The sequence below is a fragment of the Marinobacter piscis genome (assembly GCF_007671655.1).
Taxonomy (GTDB): domain Bacteria; phylum Pseudomonadota; class Gammaproteobacteria; order Pseudomonadales; family Oleiphilaceae; genus Marinobacter; species Marinobacter piscensis.
Map to the genome: position 1 here is coordinate 346,063 of NZ_VCGX01000002.1, position 17,225 is coordinate 363,287.

A 17,225-nucleotide genomic window follows, 5' to 3' on the forward strand; every position below is an offset into this window, starting at 1 on the left:
TTGTTGCCGGCGGGCTTTTAACTCAGGCTGGATCAAGCCGGGCCAAAGTGGCGAGAAATATTTCGCCATATTTTTCCAGCTTCGCCGCGCCAACGCCGCTTACGCCTGCGAGTTCCTCCAGTGTTTGCGGCTTGCGTTCGAGCATGTCAAACAGGGTGGTGTCGTGAAAAATAACGTAGGGCGGCACTCCCTGCTTGTCTGCCAACTCTTTGCGGCACGCCCGCAGTGCTTCCCACCCGGCATGATCTGTTATCAGGTCTTTTACGGAACTTCCGGATTTTCCACCCGGGGACCGGCTGGCTGATTTTTGAGGAACAGGGTCTTTGCGCAATTCAATGGTCTGTTGGCCTTTCAGCAAGGGTCTGCACTGCTCTGTCAGCTGCAGTGCACCATAACCATCCGGATCGGTCCGAAGGTAACCGTTGGCAACCAGCTGCCGAAAAAGGGATTTCCACTCATTTGCATTCAACTCGGTACCAATACCGTAGGTGGATACCTGTTGATGTCCTAGCTCTACAACCCGGTTATTCTCTGAACCCCGAAGAACATCAATCAGGTGGGTGACGCCAAAGCGCTGACCGGTGCGATAAACGCAAGACAATGCTTTTTGCACGGCAACCGTGGCGTCCCAGGTTTCGGGAGGCGCGAGGCACGTATCGCAGTTACCACAGGGTGTCTCAAGCTTATCGCCGAAATAGGCCAGCAAAACCTGACGCCGGCATTTTGTGACCTCACACAGACCCAGCATAGCGTCCAGTTTTTGTCGTTCAATACGCTTGAAGTGCTCATTGCCCTGAGAGGCTTCAAGCATTTGTCTGAGCTTGATGACATCCTGAAGCCCGTAAACCATCCAGGCTGTTGATGGTTTGCCGTCACGGCCTGCTCGGCCTGTTTCCTGGTAATAGGCTTCCAGGCTTTTCGGCAAATCGAGGTGCGCGACAAAACGTACATCGGGTTTGTCTATGCCCATCCCGAAAGCGATTGTCGCTACGATAATAACGCCGTCTTCACGCAGAAAGCGCTCCTGATGGCGTGCCCGGTCAACAGCCGGCAGTCCGGCATGGTAGGGCAGAGCCGTGTAGCCCTTTTGCGCGAGCATCTTCGCGGTCGCATCTACCTTGTTGCGGGAGAGGCAGTAAACAATGCCGCATTCACCTTCATGTTTTGCTTTAATAAATTCCAGTAGCTGCTTGTTTGCATTCGTTTTCGGCGATATCTGATATTGAATGTTAGGTCGGTCAAACCCGCTTATGAAGTGCCGCGCCTCCGTCAGAGACAACCGCTCTGCAATTTCTTTTCGGGTGCGCTCATCCGCTGTTGCGGTGAGAGCGATCCGGGGGATGCCCGGGAACTCGTCTGCCAGAACAGCCAACTGCAGATAATCGGAACGGAAGTCATGTCCCCACTGGGAAACACAGTGAGCCTCATCTATGGCAAACAGAGCAATAGATGCATTGTGCAAAAGCTCAAGAGTACGAGGTTGTATCAGCCGCTCCGGAGCGCAGTACAGCAGATCAAGTTCGCCGGTGCTCAGTGCGTACTCTGTCTGGCGGGCCTGCTCAAAATCCATCGTTGAGTTCAAAAACGCCGCTTTAACCCCCAGTTCACGAAGTGCTGCAACCTGGTCCTGCATCAAAGCAATGAGAGGTGAGATAACGATGGCTGTACCAGTGCGAACCAGAGCCGGAACCTGATAACAGAGAGACTTACCACCTCCCGTGGGCATCAGGACCAGGGCGTCTCCACCGGACGTTACCTCATGAATAACATCGCCCTGCAATGGCCGAAAGGCGTCATAGCCAAACACCTCATGCAAAACCTGCTCAGGAGTTTTGCCCGAGGTGGCAGGCCTCTCGGCAGAAAGCTGTTCAAAGTGCTGATCGGGATACATAGAATAACCGGTTGCTCGCGAATCTGGAGGCGTATCAGTGTGCGGATCATACCAGATCCCACAAAAGTAATGGCCCGGACGGCGGTTTTTCAGGAGGCAAACCAAAGGGAAAAACGATACAATGCCGCGGTTTTCAAACTACCGTTTAACGGCAAAACTATAGACGTTACACACAAGAACAGGGCAGACATGCAGGATTTTGACGCCATTCGTCCCTATTCGGATGAGGAAACCGGCCCGGCTATACAGCGGTTGCTTAACGACAACGAGTTTCTGGACATGGTCGGGCGCTTCAAGTCGCCTGTGCTTTCCCGGTGGGCCCCGGCACTTTTACGTTTTTTTACACGTCGTTGGTTAAGCCGGCGTTTTGGCCACTTTACGTGCGCCGATGACTTGCAGGCCGGGTTATCCGGCTACATCGGCGATCTTATAGAAAACACGACCTCCCGGGTGACAACCAGCGGTATAGAAAACCTGAGCAATGAGGGAGCGTATCTTTTTATTTCCAACCATCGGGACATTGTGTTCGACCCTATGGTGGTCAACTACCTGTTGTTCCGCAATGGGTTGCGTACGACCCGTATAGCGATTGGTGATAACCTGCTCGCCAACCGGGTATTTGCTGAAATGATGCGGCTGAACAAAAGTTTTATTGTTCGCCGTGACATGACCAGCCCCCGTGAAATGCGTGATGCGTACATTACACTCTCGGGGTTTATTAACCACAGCATTGCCAATAATGAAAACATCTGGATTGCCCAGCGTGAGGGGCGCGCCAAAGATGGCCTGGATTTAACAGATGCAGCAATCATCAAGATGTTCTATATGAGCTGCAAAAAAGGTGGCCTGAGCTTTGCCGAGGCCATGAATAAACTGCGCATTGTGCCTGTTTCCATTTCCTACGAATACGATCCCTGCGACACTGACAAGGCCCGGGAGCTGGAAACAAAAGCCCGCTCGGGTGGCTACAAAAAAGCGGAAACGGAAGATACAGAGCAAATCATGAAGGGCCTCACCGAGTTCAAAGGCCATGTACATGTTCACTTTGGTACGCCGATTACTGACGCGCCGGATAACGCCAAGGAGTTGGCTGCGCGGATCGACAACGAGGTGCATGCCAACTACCATCTGCATCCATCCAACCTGGTGGCTCATGAGAAACGCGCAGCCCTGGCTGGTGCAACTGACGAGACTACAGACCTGGTTCCCGACTCTGTAGAAACAGCCGGGCGCTACACAGACGCCGAATTACTGGCCGCCCGTACGGAGATGGAAAAAAGGCTGGAAGCTTGTGATCCGGCTATTCGGCCCTATTTATTAGATATGTATGCCAACCCGGTAAAAACTGCGCTGGATGCGAACCACAAACAAAGCACACCGCATTAATCCGGATAATCCCTTTTTACTGATAAACGAGGTACTGCGTGCAGGATCTTCAGTATATTGAACTGGAAACCCGACCCAACCCAACAGCGGCCGTTATCTGGCTGCATGGCCTGGGCGCCAGCGGTCACGATTTTGAGCCGGTGGTGCCAGAACTCGGTTTGCCGGACGACGCTGCGGTGCGTTTTATCTTCCCCCATGCGCCTAACCTGCCCGTTACCGTTAACGGCGGCATGACCATGCCCGCCTGGTACGACATTAAAGCGATGGATATAGACCGGTCCGTGGATATTGACCAGCTGATGAACTCGGCTCAGGCCGTGGGAAAACTGATTGACCGGGAAATCGAACGCGGTATTCCGCCCGAGAACATTGTCATTGCAGGTTTCTCTCAGGGTGGGGCGGTTGCTTACGAAATTGGCCTGACTTACCCGAAGCGTCTTGCCGGCATTGTGGCACTGTCTACTTACTTTGCCACAGAGAAGACTGTGCAGCCCTCGGAAGCAAACGCCGGGATTCCGATCAGCATCTATCACGGCACCAGAGACCCGATGGTCCCGGAAGTACTGGGGAAACGCAGCGCAGAAACCCTGAAACAGATGGGGTACGAACCAACCTATATGACTTTCCCGATGGAGCACAGCGTGTGTCTTGAAGAAGTTCAGGATATCGGGAAGTTTATTCGTAAGTATGCCCTCCGCTAATCAGGGCGACGGAGTTAATGCAATGACGCCTAATACACGGGAAAACAAAGTCCAGAGCCCTCTCCAGGTGGTCGCCTGTATCGACGGCTCCAGCGCAGCACTGGCAGTATGCGATTATTCTGTCTGGGCAAGTCGCCGCATGGGTGACCCCTTGCTGCTTCTGCATGTACTGGACAAGGAGAAATACCCGGTCAGAACAGACATGTCAGGCAATATCGGGCTTGGCAGCCGTGAACAACTTCAGGAAGAGCTGGTTAACCTGGATGCAAAGCGCAGTAAGCTGGCATTAGAGCACAGCCGTGTGATGCTGGATGAAGCAGAAAAGCGTGTCCGGGAGTCAGGCATTGAGGATGCCAGCAAACACCAGCGCCATGGTGAGCTGGCGAGTTCTTTGGTGGAGCTGGAGCCGGATGCCAGAATGTTTGTGCTGGGCCTGTCGGGCGAAAGCAGTGCCGCGGCAGGCAGGCGCGTTGGCAGTCAGTTGGAAACAGTGATTCGCAGCGTGCATCGGCCGGTGTTTCTTGTGCCGGATGAGTTTACTGCCCCCCGCAGTGCCATGCTTGCGTTTGATGGCAGCCCGACCGCTTTCAGGAGTATCGAGTTACTGGCAGGTACCCCGGTGTTCAAGGGTATGCCTTTTCACCTGCTATTGGTTGGCGCTGATACGGAAAAACACAGGACTCAGCTTCAGCAGGCAAAGGATGCGCTTGCCCCCCAGGGCCTGGATGTTCATGTCGCTATTCGTGATGGCAATGTGGAGCAGACACTGCATGCTTATCAGGAAGAGCATGATATCGATATACTGATTATGGGAGCCTATGGGCACTCCCGGATTCGTCGCTTTCTGGTCGGCAGCACCACAACGAAGATGCTGCAAACGGCGAAAAAACCCATGGTGGTCCTGCGCTGAATCAGTAATCAGCTACGCCAGAAGGCTGGTGAAAGCACAATCACCACACTCAGAATCTCCAGCCGGCCCATAAGCATACCCACAGCCAGGACCCACTTGGCAGGGTCCGGCAGGGGTGCAAAATTCCCGGCCGGGCCAATAATAGGCCCCAGCCCGGGCCCAACGTTCGTAAGCGCGGTCAGCGCTCCCGATAAAGACGTAATAAAATCCAGCTGCATGGCAGCCAGGGCAACAGTGATCAGTGCCAGGCACAGGAAAAATATAAAGGTATACGCGATCACTGATGCAATAATGTCATCGCCGACGGCACGTCCATTATAGTTACGAGTCAGGACGGCGCGAGGATGGAGAAGGCGGATCATTTGCTCCCGCAGCACCATAAGCGACAATTGAAAGCGGAAGACCTTCATACCACCGGACGTCGAACCGGAACACCCGCCCATAAACATCAGAAAGAAGAACACCACAAAGGCTAAGGGGCCCCAGGCTGAATAGTCTTCTGATGCATACCCTGTCGTTGTTACCACCGAGGTAACGTTAAATAACGTGGCAATATAGTTGTGAACCGGATCAAAGGGTACAGGCGAAACGGCCCAGCGATAGAGTGTCAACAGAGCTGGAATAATCAGCAAAATGGTCAGGAACAGCCGGACCTGCTGATCCCTGAAAAGCACACCACGCTGGCCGTGCAGTTCCCTCACAAAGAGAAAGAAAGGCAGACTGCCAAGCATCATGAAAAACGAGGCTTCTAACAGTATGAGGTCGTCAAACTGACCCATACTCAGGTCTGACGTAGAAAAGCCACCGGTCGCGATGCTTGTGAGCCCATGGTTGAAGGCATTAAACAGTGACATGCCCGACAGCCAGTACACCAGCACCGCAGTGGCGGAAAAAGTCACATACACAAACAGCAGCCCGCGGCTCAGTGTTTTCATTCTGGGGAGTGCTTTATCGGTCCACTCCGACGACTCAGTCGCAAACAGCCGCATGCCCCCGACCCGAAGAAACGGAAGTACAGCCACAAACATGCCGATTATTCCGACGCCACCTATCCACTGCAGAATCGAGCGCCAGAGAAGCAGGTCCCGGTCCATGGTGTCCAGGCCACTGAACACCGTGGCGCCGGTAGTGGTAATACCGGAGACACCCTCAAAAAATGCGTCCGCTGCCGAAATACCGTCATTACTGAGATAAAACGGAAGCGATGCAAGCAGGGAAACAATAAACCAGGACGACACAGTCAGCACAAACATGAACCTTGGCTTCAGGTCCCGGGGCTTGCGGTAGGTGAGGGCAATACCGAGCAGGCCGATGCTGAATACGATGGCCGCCGACTCCAGAAACGTTGCCGCATTGGGCGCTTCTGAACGGAACATCAATAGCATGGGCAACGTCATGAATATGCTCAGAAGCACAAACATGATGCTGACAATAAATACGACTGGATAAAGGTTTCTCAATGGATGCTCGCGCCAGCTGAACCGAGAGAGGGCGACAGAATACCTGTGAGGCGCTCCTACCGCAAGAAAACAGCTGGCCTGCGACAGGTTTCCTGCCCATTAAAAGACCGTCAGCAAGCGCTGCTCTGTGTGGAAAAGTAGCGCATATTAATGCAACCTGACTGTTTAACAACTCTGAACTCAAGTGGAAGCCCGACATTGAATCATCTCGCCCACCTTTTTCTTGCTCCCGACTCGCCTGAAGCTCGCGTGGGTAGCCTGCTGGGCGACTTTACCCGGGGGCTGGACCTGAAAGCACTTCCGCCTTCGGTACGGCTGGGGGTACGTCATCACCTGGCCGTAGACAGTTACACCGACAAACACCCGGATGTGCTGGCCAGTAAACGCCTTTTCTCCCCTCAGCGTCGCCGGTTTGCAGGCGTGGCCCTGGATATTCTCTATGACCATTTTTTGTTGCGCCACTGGAGTCAGTTCACTGATGCGGATCAGCACGCCTTTATCAACACCGTTTATATGGAACTGCAGACAAATGAAAATCTGATGACACCTGACATGTGCAAAACAACCCGGCACCTGGTGGTCTACGACTGGTTTGGTTCTTACCGCGACCTTGAGAACATCGGCTACGCTCTGGACAGGGTGGCAGCACGCATCCGGTTTCCGAATGCATTCGCCGGAATTATTGAAGAAATCCGACCGTTACACTCAGAACTTGAAGCACATTTTTTATCATTTTTCCCTGATTTACAGGACTTTGCAGGAGAGATTGAATGAAAAGACTGACGGCCGCATTACTGGTGACAACGCTCCTTCTACCTGTTGGTGCACGTGCAGAATCGCCGGCAACAACGAAAGCCTCCGTTCCAGAAACCCTTGGTTTCGTAGAGTGGGTGGTGATGAATGATACAGGGCTGCAACTGAAAGCACGCATGGACACGGGCGCCAAAACATCATCGCTTCACGCTGTAAACGTAGAAGAATTCAAAAAAGACGACCAGAAATGGGTGAAGTTCCAGATCCCTCTGGCGGATCACAAGGACCATCCGGCCGAAGGTGACATCGACCATGAGGAGGTCATTATTGAGCTGGAGCGTCCGGTAGAGCGCACCGTTTTAATCAAGCGTAAAGGTGCCCCGTCCCAGAGGCGATATGTGGTTATGATGGACTTCTGCATTGCCGGAACCAGCCATGAAACCCAGTTTTCACTGACCGATCGCGGCAACTTTTCCTACCCGGTGCTGCTCGGGCGCCGCTTTATGAGAGACGACAACATTCTGATCGACTCCGCGAACAGTTTTATTGCCGAGAAAGAATGTGAATACATTAGTCTGGAAGAGCTTGCCGAGCAGCACGGGGCGCAAATTCAAAAAGACGGGAAATCAGACTGATTTAAGATATAACGAATAGTTGTCTAAATTTTGCGCGGTTTGCTAGTGTATTAGTAAGGTGACTAACAAACGGGTGAGGTCAGACATTGGCAAATCCAGAGAGTGTGCAAGGCGCTCTCAGCGCCGAAGAGTTCGTGCTCAGCCTGAAACAGTACATTACCAGAGTGCGGCGTGATCGCAGGCTATCAGGTGACAATGTACGGACAACCACCGTACACAGCCGGCAATTGTGCGGCAGTCGTCTGACCCTGGATGCGACCTTTGAGGCAGGTAGAGTTCAGGCGCTGGGGTTCAGGGTCAGGGCCTGCTCGCTGGGGCAGGCGACTACGGCTATTGTTTATGAACGCGCGCCCGGAATGAATTCCCGGGAGCTTCAGCCGGTTCAGGACCAGCTGGAACGGATTCTGAAAAATGATGTTCCCCCGGAAGCCGAATTAATCTGGCCCGAGTTAGCCATTTTCCAGCATGCGGCGCCTATGCCATCACGGCATGACTCCGCGTTGCTGCCCTTTCGTGCACTACAGGAACTTTTTGCAGAGGAGGAATAAAGCAAACCCCGAATAACAACAAGTAAAGGATACCCATATCCTGGTAGGAGATAAAAGATGATTCAGAATATTATCGTTGTTGGCGGCGGTATCGGCGGTACCATGACTGCAAATAACCTGGTCGCAAAACTGTACCCGGAGATAAGCCGGGGCAAGGCAAAGGTTACCCTGATATCCAACAGCCCCTGGCATTACTACAAGCCTGCCTTTATGTACGTTGCCTTCGGCGCATTTTACAAAAACGAACTGCGCCGCCCCCAGGCATCACTGCTACGCCCGGAGATTGACTTCGTCCTTGATGAAGTGGAAGGGTTCGAGTTTAAAGAAAGCCGTCTGAGGATGTCTTCAGGGAAAACCTATAACTATGACTACCTGGTTGTTTCAACCGGTTGCATCCCGTCACCTGAACGCATCAGCGGCCTCAAAGAGGCCGGCGATCATTTTTACCAGCATGACCCTGCCCGGGAGCTTTATAAAAAGATCTCGACCATCGAGAAAGGGCGGATATTTATCGGGGTCACTTTCCCAACAACACCGAACGTTCCGCACCAGTGTGGTATCGCGCCCATGGAAACCACATTAATGCTGGATGACTTCCTGCGTCAGCGAGGTGTCAGAGACCAGGTAGAGATTGTTTACACCTATCCCACCATTTCACAACTTGTCCGTAACTGCCTCTTTTTACAGAAAGATACAGGTGAAGTACTGCCGTCTATTTTTGAATCCAAAGACATCAAGTACAAGCGTGGCTTCACCCTCGCCAGTGTTGACCCTGAACGCAAGGTGGCAATTTCGGAGGAGGGCGAAGAGGAAGATTTTGACATCCTGATGCAGACCCCGCCCATTCGTGCCGTGGATGCGGTACTTAATTCCGGTGTTTCCGAAGCGCCAAACAACGAAGGCTGGCTGCCAACCGACCGGGAGTCCCTGCAGCTTGATGGCTATGAGAACGTTTTCGTGATGGGCGACACGGTCGATCTGCCCATCAGTAAGGCAGGTGGAAGCTGCCACAACCAGTCGCCCGTTATCTGTAACAACATCGCCGGTCTGATGCGTTTTGGTGAAACACCGGCTGAGTACGACGGCAGAGTACAGGCAATTGCACAAATGGGCATGGAGGTTGGCATGCCGCTCTGGTACGACTACGACGTAGACGTCATCCCAACCCCGCCAACCAAAATCGGTGGGTTGATGCGCAAGGGTTTTAACCGTGGCGTTTACTGGTCAGTCGCCCGTGGTCTGGTGTAAGGAGAATAACAAGATGAGCAACGAATCCATGACAACAGCAGAAACCCAGTCACTTGAACAGCTACTGGAAACCGTTCCGGCACTTCAGGACCAGGCGACACTGGACGGCTTGTCGGATCTGATCACGAAAGCAGCACCCTTAATTCAGGGCAGGCGCTTGCACAACATCATTGACCTGCTGGCAGCCACCTCCGATGTCATTGAGATGGCCGACGACGCAATGGTGCAAAAACTGATGGCACTGTATGAAGAAGGGATTGGTGGTGCCTGGGCAATCAGCAATGCCATGCGTTACGCGGCAGCCCAGGCCGCACAAGACGATACTCCTCCCACCATCTGGCAAAGCCTGCGTCGACTGAGCAAAGATGAGGATGCCCGGCGTGGTCTGAATATGGCGATCAACCTCGCAGCCGAGTTTGGAAGACAGTCCAGGGCAACTCACGCCCCAATGCCTGAGGATTAATCTGCCAGGGCCGGGTGGCTATGCAGCAACGCTGTGCCGCCCGGGCACTTCTCAGGACTTCTACAGCCAACCCGATCACCACCTCTGGAATCAAGATCGCCTGAAAGCCAGGTGCCCGTCCAGGCCTGAAGTACCTATTCCGCCTTTTCGCCATGGTATTTTTTGGTGCTCTGGTCAGACGCAGTAGATCCGGTCGCTGGTGCCCACCTCTTAACGTAAACACTGCCGGCGGGGGTTGCGACGTAGCGCTCGTTGGTGTCGATTGAAGGCATGGAATTTGGTTCCTGTCAGGGTCAGAAATCAGCAGGCAAGATAAGCCAGGACTGACTGTGGCTGCAAGTGCCTGACTCTATATATGTTATGATCTTATAACAGCCCTGAATGCAGAGTTGAGCTATTCTATGGGGCATCTATCAGAAATCTGACATTGGTGAGCGGGCTTTATGAAAATCGTTATCATCGGCGCTGGCATTATGGGAACCACGTTTGCCACATTGGCAAAAGAGCTGGCCCCGGATCTGGAGATCACCATTCTGGAGAGGCTGAGCGGTGCCGGGGAAGGCAACTCATGGGCATTTAACAACGCGGGTACAGGCCATGAAGCAAACTGCGAGCTGAACTATACGCCCGTCGACGGCGAAGTTATTTCCGTTGATAAGGCCCTGAAAATTCACGCACAGTTTAACGTTGCCAAGCAGTTCTGGGCGTATCTGATCGAAAAGGGCGCCATCAAACAGCCGTCCACGTTTATCAATCAGACCCGACACTGCACCCTTGTTAACGAGCCGTCGATTGATGAACTCAGGTTGCGGTTTGAGGAGATGTCCGCGCACCATTTTTTTGAAAACATGCAGTTTTCAGAAGACTACGACGAAATCAAACGCTGGATTTCCCTTGCCATGGATGAGCGACCCCGCCATGACAAAATGGCAGCCACCTCGATTGAAACCGGTACCGACGTAAATTTCGGCGCATTAACAGAGCAGATGGCGCTCTACGCAACCCGAAGCCTCGGGGTTACTATTAAATACGACACACACGTAAAAAGGGCACACCGAAGCCCCACCGGGCAATGGGTTGTCAGCACAGATGGCAAAGAAGGGCCGGCACAGTACAAAGCGGATGTGCTCTTTGTAGGTGCCGGCGGCGGTGCTTTCCCGATACTGAAACGAAGTCACTTGCCGTTCCGGAACCGGTATACTGGTTTCCCCGTGGGCGGACGATTCCTGCAGGCGCCCATCAGTGAAGAGCAGGCCCGCCACTACAAAGCCAAAACCTACGGCAAAGCCGAAGTTGGCGCCCCTCCCATGTCGGTTCCGCATCTTGATTTGCGAGCGGTGAATGGCAAGCATTATTTACTGTTTGGTCCTTTTGCATCATTCAGGCCACTTCTTGAGAAAGGCCGTGGATTTTTCGATTACCTGAGCTCGGTCCGTCTTCACGACATTCCCGGCCTGCTCAATGTCGCCCTGCAGAATGCCGACCTGGTCAGATACCTGATTTCAGAGACCTTCAAGGGCGAAAAAAGCATGTTTGAAGAACTCGAAAAGTTTGCTCCGGGGTTAAGTAAGCGTTTTGACTGGAAACCGATCGATGCCGGCCAGCGGGTACAGATTATCAAAGACCGGCATTTGCAGATGGGCACAGAAATCCTTGTGTCCAAGGATAAAACCTATGGGACGTTGCTGGGGGCATCACCAGGCGCTTCAGTTTCGCCCGAGGTGATGCTGCGCTGCCTGGAACAGTTGTTACCTTCAGCTTTTGTGACAGAAGACGCCCGCGAAAAGAAACGCCAGATGTTCCCCGAAGATGACCTGGACACCTTGATTAACAACCCGGATCGCTACCGGGAAATTCGCGATGCCGTGAACAAACAGCTGGGAATCACTGAGCCACAGGCCTAATCGGAACGCACAATACGATCTATATAGGGGGAGAGTAATTTATGGACAGCAGAATAAATGTAACGTCGCCACTGGTTATCCTTCATGGCGATGAAATGGCTCAGGTAGCATTTGAGCAGATACTTGAGAAGTTTGTGAACGCACACCTGGATATCAAGCTTGAGGAAATTGATCTGTCTGCCGAAAACCGGTTGCTAACCAATGGTCAGGCTGTGACGGATGCAATTGATGCGCTCCAGCGCCACGGTGTAGGTGTAAAAAACGCCGGGATGACCGTCAATAGCCAGCAACTGGAAGAGTTGCTGCGTAAGCATCCGGATGTAGACTCTGACTCCCTTCATCCTCTGGCTATAAACTCCCCGAACGGCGCTATTCGTAAAGGTATCAGTGGCAACATTACCCGTGAAGACATCCAGTTTCGCAACCTGAAGATCCGCCGGCCTGAATGGGTTAACCGGGATATTGAGGTTGAAACCATGGAGTTTGGCGGTATTAAAAGCAGCTTTAATCAGCTTGCACATGCATCCGGCGTGGTGAAACTCATGTTTGTTGGCAGCAGCGGTGATCCGGTTGAGCTCCACCGCCGTAGTGTCTGGAAAGGAGATCCCTGGCTGCTGGCGACGAATGATCTGGACGATATCAGAGCCTGGGCGCACAATTTTTTTAAGCGTGCGATCGATGAAAAGCGGGATATTTACCTGGGTCTCAAGGATACGGTTATCCCTGGTTACGATGGCGCTATGCGTGCCGTGATTGAAGAGGTATACCGGAACCACTATAGCAAACAGGTCGGGGACCTGGGGCTTAGCTATAACTACGAACTCATCGATGCCCAGGCTGCGCGTATCGTTGCTAATCCTCCAGAGCGCGCGCTTTGGGGTGTGCCCGATAACAATACCGGACGTAAACTGTTTAAGCTTGTGAATGAGCTGCGCAGGTTTGGTATTCCGACACGCAGTGCTCATGTGTCTATCTCGCGGATGAGCGCCGGCGGTGGTGACCAGTACGGCAGCTTTAATATGCCGGCACAGGAAGACGGCCTGCTCAAGGTTGTCGTTGATGGTGAAGAAAAGCATGCACGGCGCGTGCGCAAGGGCGACCCCATACTGCTCATGTCCAATGACCGCCAGGCCATCAAAGACTGGGTCACTCAGGTCTTCCGTGACGCATCCCGCAAGGATAAAGAGGTTTACTTCGGCCTGAAGCGCGAATACATGGAGTACGACGAGGTGTTCAGTGATGTTATCACTGAGGTGCGCCGGAAACTGGCTCTGGAAGATACTCCACCGCCGTCGTTCATGATTATGCGGCCTTCAAGTCAGCTGAAGAAAATGATTTCGGACCCCCCGAGAAATGCGCTTTACCCATCCCAGAACCTGGATGGCGATATCTTCTCCGACATCTCGGCGGCTCTGGGTGGCAGCCTGGCCACAGCCAGTTCTATCATTGAGAGTAAAGACGGCACCATGCTGTTTGAGGCACCCCATGGCACAGCCCATGATCTGTACCTGACGTACCTGGAGAGTGAAGGGCGCGAAGCCCACTTTAACCCCTCGGCGTTGATTTTTGCCGTTGCCAACGCCCTGGAAACTCTGGGCCACCGCGAGGGTAATGCGCCACTGACGCAATATGCCGTTAACCTTAAGGCAGCGTTAACAGAGACTGTCGACAGTGGTGTTGTTACTGCTGATCTGAAAGGAAAAACCGTTGACCCGGACTCGGAGCAGGTGGTGGATATGGCAGGATTCCTGAACGCCATAGAAGGCGCGCTTCGATTATAAAGTAATGCACAGCACAGCGGAGACACATAATGAGCACCGAGACTCTCAAACCCGATGAAGCCTTTTACCAGGACTGTGCAAAGCCAGCCGGGTGCAAAACGGTTGAGCTTTTGATTGAGCCACGCGACAAGGACCTGGGTGGCTTTTCGGTAAGGCGTGTGCTGCCAACCAGGCAGCGCCGCATGGTCGGGCCCTGGATTTTCTTTGATCATATGGGTCCGGCGGACTTCGCCGCTGGTGACGGTATTAACGTGCGGCCACACCCGCATATCAATCTTGCTACGGTTACCTACCTGTTTGAAGGCGAAATACTACACAGGGACTCTCTCGGGAGCCTTCAGCCAATTCGCCCTGGTGATGTAAACCTTATGGTGGCAGGCAGTGGAATCACCCATTCCGAGCGTGAACGCCCGGAAGTGACCGAGACTGCACACCGGCTGAACGGCCTTCAGCTCTGGTTGGCGCTGCCTGAGGCCGATGAAGAAACCGATCCGGCCTTTCATCACTACCCGAGTGCTGATATACCCGCCGTTGACGTCGATGGAGTTCCGATCCGTGTCATCATGGGCAGCGCTTATGGGGTAACATCGCCCGTAAAAACGTTTGCAGACACACTTTACGTAGAAGCTCACTTGCACCCCGGCCAAAAGATCACTGTGCCGGGTGCCGATGAACGGGCAATCTATATTGCTGAGGGCGAGCTAAGCACAGGCGATGCACAGATCCCCGAACATGCGATGGCTGTTTTATCAGACAAACCCGATATCGAGCTGACAGCAACACGGGAGTCCCGCATTGCCATCGTTGGTGGTGAAAACCTGGGCAAGCGTTATGTGGAATGGAATTTCGTGTCCAGCCGCCGCGAGCGTATAGAACAAGCGAAAAAGGACTGGAAGGCCCGGACTTTTCCGAAAGTAATCGGCGATGAAAGAGAGTTTATCCCTTTGCCGGAATGATCCGGCTAAAGGGAAAACAATCAGCGTGCGGTCAGCCTTTGGCTGACTAGCGCATGGTTTGCAGCGCTTGCGCCCAGCGAGCCAGGGTTTCCAGCAACGTCTGCGCGCTCTTTTCGTGAATTTCCGCCGGTGTGAAGGTGCCATCCGACACATGCTCCGCCACCATCGGAATCATAACCTGCTGCTTGACCGGCACCATTTCCACTGTCGTCAGCAGGTGCTTGGCAGTTTCAGTTGAACGAATACCGCCAGAAACTCCGCCATAGCTCACAAAACCGGCTGGTTTGTAATTCCATTCGTTGTAGAGGTAATCAACGGCATTAACGAAAGAGGGCGGCGCGCTGAAGTTGTATTCCGGTAGTACAAAGATAAACGCGTCCGAACCGTCGACGATCTCTGACCAGCGTTTTGTGTGCGCATGCTCGTATTTCTGCATGGCCGGGTGATTGGGCTCATCCAGTAGTGGCAAGTTAAGCTCCTGGAGATCAGCAAAACCGACTTCAAACCCGGCAGGGTTCGACTTGGCATACTCATGAAACCAGTCGGCGACGGATTTACCAATACGGCCAGGACGAGTGCTGGTGAGTACGATGGTCAGCTTCATAAACGCTATCCTTTTCCCGTTTAGTTGAGCTTTGAGACTAGCACCCAAGGGCCAGCTGTTCCATGTAAGCCTGGGGCTGAACCCGCGTGTTTTGTATAATTAAATACCATATTTAACATAATATACATTATGCGCAGTGCGGTGTTGCAGTATATTCAGATAAGAGGTGTGCCCGTCTGCCATCCGGCACTTGCCTGTTAACCCTGGAGCGAGGCTCGCTACAACGCGTCTGAACTTCCAACCATCTGTGCGTACAAGCGGCTAGCTCAGTATACCGATACTGCCCACAGCTACGGCAGTCCTGCTGGCATACTTCATTAAACCAACACCCTGTGTTCTCTTTTCTTCATATATAAGGAGCCGTACTCAAAATGATTGCGGCAGCGTGATGTGACGGGCTCTATCGTACCGTTGTATTTGCAGCAAGCGTTGCGAATGGCGAGCGATCTGGAACATTCCCGAAGTAGCAGCTCGAACGGTCCTTCATTTTTATGCAGCCGATACGATAGTTCCAGGTGCACACATCCAACAAAGTGGTCAGCATGGCGTTGCTAATGCGCAAATCGTCCGGCACAGGCGGTGCATGCAATAAAACCAAAACGGGCGCCAGATGCCTTAGTAACGCCCTCTCTATAATGTCCAATATTTAAGAGTATTGGACATTTTTGATCTGAAACTATACTCTCTTTGCAAAGTCCCGATTAATCAAGGATCCACGTGTCCAGAGCGTTTACCGGTCATCCGCTATTTGATACCTCCCGGTATCTCGAAGATCTGTCCGACTTTCACTGCCATCCATCGGTGCCACGCTTTATCGAGTCTCTGCCCCTGCCCGCGACCACTTTACGGCAGGACTACGAAGTCAGTCGCCAGTTTCTTCTGCGGTATTGTGACGTTGCAGGCACGTTTACGCGATTTCGAAGCGAAATCCAGCGGTTTCTCAACTACCTCTGGGTGATCGCCGGGCGCACCCTCTCGCAAACAGATACTGAGGTGGTTTCAGCCTACTTTAAAACCCTGAAAACCCCGCCGGAATCCTGGATAAGCCCGGGAGTTTTCGCGGCTTTCAGGGGTTCAGGCACTTTGCGCACGCCCAATGAAGCCTGGCGCCCTTTTGCCCTGCGGTCAAAGGAGAAGAATGCGCGGTATAGCGCAAGCCAAGCAAGCCTGAATGCCAGTCGCACGGCACTGCAGACATTTTTCAGGTTCCTGGTATCGCGGAACGTCCTGCTTTCCAACCCTCTTGAAGAAGTGCGCAAGCGGGACCGTAAGGCAAAGGCCAGCCTGGCCAGCGATGTAGAGACCGAAGTGCGCCGGCTGACGGACTGGCAATGGTCTTTTATATTGGAAACCCTGACTGACGCCGCTGCGCAAAACCCGCGGTATGAGCGGCATTTATTTATCATTGTCACCATGAAATCGTTGTTTCTGCGGGTTGGCGAGCTTGCGCCAAGACCGCTTGAAGATGGGGTGTTGCGTACGCCTGTTTTCGGGGATTTCCGGCGCAAGGTCATTCAGGGAGAAGAATACTGGTCCTGTTTTGTTTTTGGTAAAGGCGACAAAGCGCGCTCGGTTACCCTGCCGGACGCCTACCTGCCCTACCTGCGGCGCTGGCGCAGCTATCTGGGTTTGTCTGGCGCCATGCCGGAACAAAACGAACGCAATCCCATCATTCCTTCAAGCCACGGCAACGCACTAGGCAAACGGCAGATTCAGAGACTTTACGAACAGGCGGTCATGTTTGCGGTGGATCGGATGCGTGATCAGGATTTCACTGAAGAAGCCGACCAGTTAGAAGCTATCAGGTCGGAAACACACTACCTGCGCCATACCGGTGCCAGTCAGGCCATCGAATCCGGTGCGGATATCCGGCATATCAGTGAAGAACTGGGCCACGCCAGTGCTGCTTTTACAGAATCTGTGTACGTTAACTCGGATCAGGCCCGTAAACGCATTGAGGGACGGAGTCGTAAAGTGTAACAGTC

Annotated in this window: 15 protein-coding genes; 12 read left to right on the plus strand and 3 right to left on the minus strand. The window is 53.1% G+C overall.

The window, feature by feature from the left end:
• Positions 1-22 precede the first annotated feature (22 nt).
• Positions 23-1,891: a DNA helicase RecQ gene (gene recQ, locus FFI95_RS07320; RefSeq protein WP_144821774.1), complete on the minus strand. Its 1,869-nt coding sequence runs from the start codon at positions 1,889-1,891 to the stop codon at positions 23-25.
• 189 nt (positions 1,892-2,080) lie between these two features.
• On the opposite strand from recQ, the gene FFI95_RS07325 reads away from it, so the two are divergent.
• The 3 genes from FFI95_RS07325 to FFI95_RS07335 are packed head-to-tail and all read left to right on the plus strand — an operon-like array spanning position 2,081 to position 4,888.
• Complete coding sequence (locus FFI95_RS07325; protein WP_144821775.1) at positions 2,081-3,277, plus strand: lysophospholipid acyltransferase family protein; 1,197 nt, start codon at positions 2,081-2,083, stop codon at positions 3,275-3,277.
• A gap of 38 nt (positions 3,278-3,315) precedes the next feature.
• Positions 3,316-3,978 carry an alpha/beta hydrolase gene (locus FFI95_RS07330; protein ID WP_144821776.1) on the plus strand — a complete coding sequence of 221 codons (663 nt, stop codon included), beginning with the start codon at positions 3,316-3,318 and terminating at the stop codon, positions 3,976-3,978.
• A gap of 22 nt (positions 3,979-4,000) precedes the next feature.
• Entirely contained in the window at positions 4,001-4,888 is an 888-nt protein-coding gene (locus FFI95_RS07335) for a universal stress protein (RefSeq protein ID WP_178974785.1), read from the plus strand.
• Positions 4,889-4,896: 8 nt separating this feature from the next.
• On the opposite strand, the gene FFI95_RS07340 is transcribed toward FFI95_RS07335, so the two are convergent.
• On the minus strand, positions 4,897-6,309 hold the full coding sequence (locus FFI95_RS07340; protein WP_144822423.1) for a TrkH family potassium uptake protein: 1,413 nt from the start codon (positions 6,307-6,309) through the stop codon (positions 4,897-4,899).
• 237 nt (positions 6,310-6,546) lie between these two features.
• On the opposite strand from FFI95_RS07340, the gene FFI95_RS07345 reads away from it, so the two are divergent.
• From FFI95_RS07345 to FFI95_RS07380, 8 genes are all read left to right on the plus strand, one after another.
• Positions 6,547-7,122: an acyl carrier protein phosphodiesterase gene (locus tag FFI95_RS07345; RefSeq protein WP_144821778.1), complete on the plus strand. Its 576-nt coding sequence runs from the start codon at positions 6,547-6,549 to the stop codon at positions 7,120-7,122.
• Complete coding sequence (locus FFI95_RS07350) at positions 7,119-7,736, plus strand: ATP-dependent zinc protease family protein (RefSeq protein ID WP_144821779.1); 618 nt, start codon at positions 7,119-7,121, stop codon at positions 7,734-7,736. Before FFI95_RS07345 ends, FFI95_RS07350 begins: the two co-directional genes overlap by 4 nt.
• Before the next feature lie 86 nt (positions 7,737-7,822).
• Positions 7,823-8,284, plus strand: coding sequence for an iron-sulfur cluster assembly scaffold protein (locus tag FFI95_RS07355; RefSeq protein WP_144821780.1), 462 nt, complete (start codon positions 7,823-7,825; stop codon positions 8,282-8,284).
• Positions 8,285-8,341: 57 nt separating this feature from the next.
• Complete coding sequence (locus FFI95_RS07360) at positions 8,342-9,532, plus strand: NAD(P)/FAD-dependent oxidoreductase (RefSeq protein ID WP_144821781.1); 1,191 nt, start codon at positions 8,342-8,344, stop codon at positions 9,530-9,532.
• Positions 9,533-9,545: 13 nt separating this feature from the next.
• Positions 9,546-9,995 carry a helical membrane plugin domain-containing protein gene (locus FFI95_RS07365; RefSeq protein ID WP_218975807.1) on the plus strand — a complete coding sequence of 150 codons (450 nt, stop codon included), beginning with the start codon at positions 9,546-9,548 and terminating at the stop codon, positions 9,993-9,995.
• 443 nt (positions 9,996-10,438) lie between these two features.
• Positions 10,439-11,899, plus strand: a complete 1,461-nt coding sequence (locus FFI95_RS07370; RefSeq protein ID WP_144821782.1) for a malate:quinone oxidoreductase — start codon at positions 10,439-10,441, stop codon at positions 11,897-11,899.
• A 41-nt stretch (positions 11,900-11,940) separates the two neighbouring features.
• Positions 11,941-13,680, plus strand: a complete 1,740-nt coding sequence (locus FFI95_RS07375; protein ID WP_144821783.1) for an isocitrate/isopropylmalate family dehydrogenase — start codon at positions 11,941-11,943, stop codon at positions 13,678-13,680.
• Between the two features lie 29 nt (positions 13,681-13,709).
• Positions 13,710-14,636: a pirin family protein gene (locus tag FFI95_RS07380; protein ID WP_144821784.1), complete on the plus strand. Its 927-nt coding sequence runs from the start codon at positions 13,710-13,712 to the stop codon at positions 14,634-14,636.
• 46 nt (positions 14,637-14,682) lie between these two features.
• On the opposite strand, the gene FFI95_RS07385 is transcribed toward FFI95_RS07380, so the two are convergent.
• A complete protein-coding gene (locus tag FFI95_RS07385; protein ID WP_144821785.1) occupies positions 14,683-15,240 on the minus strand; it encodes an NADPH-dependent FMN reductase in 558 nt (185 codons plus the stop codon).
• Positions 15,241-15,957: 717 nt separating this feature from the next.
• Here FFI95_RS07385 and FFI95_RS07390 point away from each other — a divergent pair.
• The gene (locus FFI95_RS07390) at positions 15,958-17,220 is read left to right on the plus strand and encodes a tyrosine-type recombinase/integrase (RefSeq protein ID WP_144821786.1); all 1,263 of its coding nucleotides are present in this window, start codon (positions 15,958-15,960) and stop codon (positions 17,218-17,220) included.
• The last annotated feature ends 5 nt before the right edge of the window (positions 17,221-17,225 follow it).

Bases quoted from the DNA above. Each gene is read 5' to 3' on its own strand.
- FFI95_RS07340 (WP_144822423.1), bottom strand. From the start codon at position 6,309: ATGTTTGTGCTTCTGAGCATATTCATGACGTTGCCCATGCTATTGATG.
- FFI95_RS07365 (WP_218975807.1), top strand. From the start codon at position 9,546: ATGAGCAACGAATCCATGACAACAGCAGAAACCCAGTCACTTGAACAG.
- recQ (WP_144821774.1), bottom strand. From the start codon at position 1,891: ATGTATCCCGATCAGCACTTTGAACAGCTTTCTGCCGAGAGGCCTGCC.
- FFI95_RS07335 (WP_178974785.1), top strand. From the start codon at position 4,001: ATGACGCCTAATACACGGGAAAACAAAGTCCAGAGCCCTCTCCAGGTG.
- FFI95_RS07375 (WP_144821783.1), top strand. From the start codon at position 11,941: ATGGACAGCAGAATAAATGTAACGTCGCCACTGGTTATCCTTCATGGC.
- FFI95_RS07360 (WP_144821781.1), top strand. From the start codon at position 8,342: ATGATTCAGAATATTATCGTTGTTGGCGGCGGTATCGGCGGTACCATG.
- FFI95_RS07325 (WP_144821775.1), top strand. From the start codon at position 2,081: ATGCAGGATTTTGACGCCATTCGTCCCTATTCGGATGAGGAAACCGGC.
- FFI95_RS07385 (WP_144821785.1), bottom strand. From the start codon at position 15,240: ATGAAGCTGACCATCGTACTCACCAGCACTCGTCCTGGCCGTATTGGT.
- FFI95_RS07370 (WP_144821782.1), top strand. From the start codon at position 10,439: ATGAAAATCGTTATCATCGGCGCTGGCATTATGGGAACCACGTTTGCC.
- FFI95_RS07350 (WP_144821779.1), top strand. From the start codon at position 7,119: ATGAAAAGACTGACGGCCGCATTACTGGTGACAACGCTCCTTCTACCT.
- FFI95_RS07380 (WP_144821784.1), top strand. From the start codon at position 13,710: ATGAGCACCGAGACTCTCAAACCCGATGAAGCCTTTTACCAGGACTGT.